We start from the raw sequence: 3,105 nt of genomic DNA, 5'->3' as shown, positions 1-3,105 counted from the left end.
GGCCGGTGGTGTGGGCGTGGTAGGCGGTGGTGAGGTCGTGGGTGAGGGGTTGCATGGACCAGCCGTCGCCGGCGATGTGGTGGAGGACGAGGGTGAGGAGGTGGTGGTCGGGGGCGAGGGTGAGGAGGGTGGCGCGCAGGGGGAGTTGGGTGGTGAGGTCGAAGGGGGTGGTGGCGAGGGTGGTGATGTGGGTGTGGGCGTCGGTTTCGTCGGTGGCGTCGAGGGTGTGGAGGGGGATGAGGTGGGGGGTGGCGGGGCGGATGTCCTGGTGGGGTTCGCCGTCGGTTTCGGGGAAGAGGGTGCGCAGGGTCTCGTGGCGTTCGACGACGTCGTCCAGGGCGGCCTGGAGGGCGGCGGTGTCCACGGCCTCGCTCAACCGCAGCACCACCGGGATGTTGTAGGAGGCGCGCTCGGTCTCCTCCATCCGGTTGAGGAACCAGAGCCGGGACTGCGCGGACGAGAGCGGGATGCGCTCCGGCCGCTCCGCCCGCACCAGCGGCGGCAGGGCGGTCGCGGGCCGGGCCTGCTCCAGGCGCTCGGCGAGGGCGGCGACGGTCGGCGCCTCGAAGAGGTCGCGCACCCCCACCTCGGCGTCCAGCTCGGTGCGGACGGCCGCGACCAGGCGCATCGCCAGCAGGGAGTGGCCGCCGAGGTCGAAGAAGTTGTCGTCGATGCCGACGGTGCCGGTGCCGAGGGTGGTGGCGAAGAGGCCGCAGAGGACCTCCTCGCGGGGGGTGCGGGGTGCGCGGCCGGTCCCGCCGGTCGTGGTGGCGGGCGCGGGCAGGGCGCGGCGGTCGAGCTTGCCGTTGGGGGTGAGCGGCAGGGTGTCGAGCAGGACGACGGCGGAGGGCACCAGGTAGGCCGGCAGCCGGACCGCGGCGGTGGCACGGAGTTCGGCCGGGTCCGGGACGGCGCCACCGGCCGGCACGAGGTAGGCCACCAGGCGCTGATCCCCCGGGTTGTCCTCGCGGAGCAGCACGGCGGCCTGGGCGATGTCGGCTCGGCCGGTGAAGTGGGCCTCGATCTCGGCGGGTTCGATGCGGAAGCCGCGGAGCTTGATCTGGTCGTCGGTGCGGCCCAGGAAGTCGAGGGTGCCCTGAGCGTTCCAGCGGCCGAGGTCGCCGGTGCGGTACATCCGTGAGCCGGGCCCGCCGAACGGGTCGGGCAGGAAGCGTTCGGCCGTCGCGCCCGGACGGCCGAGGTAGCCGCGGGCCAGGCCGGCGCCGGCGATGAACAGCTCGCCCGGCACCCCGACCGGCACCCGCCGCAGCCCGGCATCCAGCACCTGGACCCGCATGTTGTCCAGGGGGCGCCCGATCGGAACGGTGCTGCCGAGCTCGTCCCCGGCGGCCATGGGGTGCCGGGTGGCGAAGACGGTGGTCTCGGTGGGGCCGTAGCCGTCGACCACCCGTAGCTCCGGGTGGACGTCGAGCACCCGGCGCACCGCGGCCGCCGGGACGACGTCGCCGCCGGTGAGCACCTCGCGCACCCCGGCCAGGCTCTCCGGCGCGTCCTCGGCGAGCAGCCGGAAGAGGCCGGCGGTCAGCCAGAGGGCGGTGATCCGGTGCTCGGCGACCAGCCGCCCGATCCGCTCGGCGTCCAGGTCGCCGGCCGGTGCCACCACGACCTGGCCGCCGCTCAGCAGCGGCACCCACAGTTCGTAGGTGGCCGCGTCGAAGGCGTGCGGGGAGTGGAACAGCACCCGCCGGTGGTGGCCGTCCTGCCGCCACCAGTGGTCGGCGGCCAGCGCGGCCACGTCCGCGTGGGTGACGGCGACGCCCTTGGGCGTACCGGTGGAGCCGGAGGTGTACATCACGTAGGCGAGCCGTTCCGGCTGGACGGCCGGGAAGGGGCGTGCCGGGACGGCGCGGGCGGGGGCGTCCGGCAGCGGGGCCGACACGTCCACCACCCGGACGCCGGCCGCCGCGCCGGCCCGGACGAACGGCAGGTCGCGGGTGGCTGCGTCGACCAGCAGCAGATCGGCGCCGGTGTCGGCGAGCACCAGCTCCATCCGCTCGGCCGGCCAGCTCTCGGACAGCGGCACGTACGCGCTGCCCGCCCGCACCACGGCCAGCGTGCTGACCACCAGCGCGGTCGAGCGCTGCTGGAGCACCGCGACCCGGCTCTCCGCACCCGCGCCCAGCGCGGTGAGGTGGCGGGCGAGGCGGTCGGCGGCGGTGTCGAGTTCGGTGTAGCTGAGGGCGTCGGTGCCGCAGGTGACGGCGGTGGCGTCGGGGGTGCGGGCGACCTGGGCGGCGAACAGCTCCGGCAGGGCGGCGGCGGGCAGCGGGTGGACGTCGCCGGCGGCCAGTGCGGTGAGCTCGGCGCGTCCGGCGTCGCCCAGCAGGTCGATGTCGTGGATGGGGGTGTCGGGGTGTTCGGCGGCGCTGCGCAGGATGCGCTGGAACTGGTCGGCGAGGCGTTCGACGGTGGCGGGTTCGAAGAGGTCGGCGGCGTACTCGATGGTGACGGTGAGGCCGTCGGGCGCGCCGTCGGCGGTGCGGTGCTCGGTCACCGAGAAGGACAGGTCGAACTTGGCAGCGCTCTCGAACTCGACGTGCGGGGAGTCGAGTCGGCTGCTCGCCTCGGTGGTGTTGTTGAGGGTGAGGATGGTTTGGAAGAGGGGGTGGTGGTGGGGGGTGCGGGTGGGGTTGAGGGCTTCTACGAGGCGTTCGAAGGGGAGGTCCTGGTGGGTGAGGGCGGTGAGGTTGAGGTCGCGGGTGTGGTGGAGGAGTTGGGTGTGGGTGGGGTTGCCGGTGGTGTCGGTGCGCAGGACGAGGGTGTTGACGAAGAAGCCGATGAGGTGGTCGAGGTGGGGGTGGGTGCGGCCGGCGGTGGGGGTGCCGATGGGGAGGTCGGTGCCGGCGCCGTTGCGGGTGAGGAGGGTGGCGAGGGCGGCGTGGAGGGTGTGGAAGAGGGTGGCGTGGTGGGTGTGGGCGTGGGTGGTGAGTTGGTGGTGGGTGGTGGGGTGGGTGTGGGTGGTGTGGGTGCGGGCCTGGTGGGTGGGGTTGGTGGGTCGGGGGTGGTCGGTGGGGAGGGGGATGGTGTCGGGGAGGTTGGTGAGGTGGTTGGTCCAGTGGGTGAGTTGGGTGTGGAGGGGGGTGC

Annotated in this window: 1 protein-coding gene; it reads right to left on the bottom strand. The window is 74.1% G+C overall.

Annotated elements, in window-relative coordinates:
• Positions 1–3,105: amino acid adenylation domain-containing protein (locus tag MCM47_RS39625; RefSeq protein ID WP_238951705.1), on the bottom strand; the 3,105-nt coding region annotated here is incomplete at both ends.

This window comes from Kitasatospora sp. A2-31 (assembly GCF_022288725.1).
Classification (GTDB): Bacteria; Actinomycetota; Actinomycetes; order Streptomycetales; family Streptomycetaceae; genus Kitasatospora.
The sequence above is the reverse complement of the archived record's forward strand: the minus strand, read 5'-3'. Positions and strand labels throughout refer to the sequence as shown.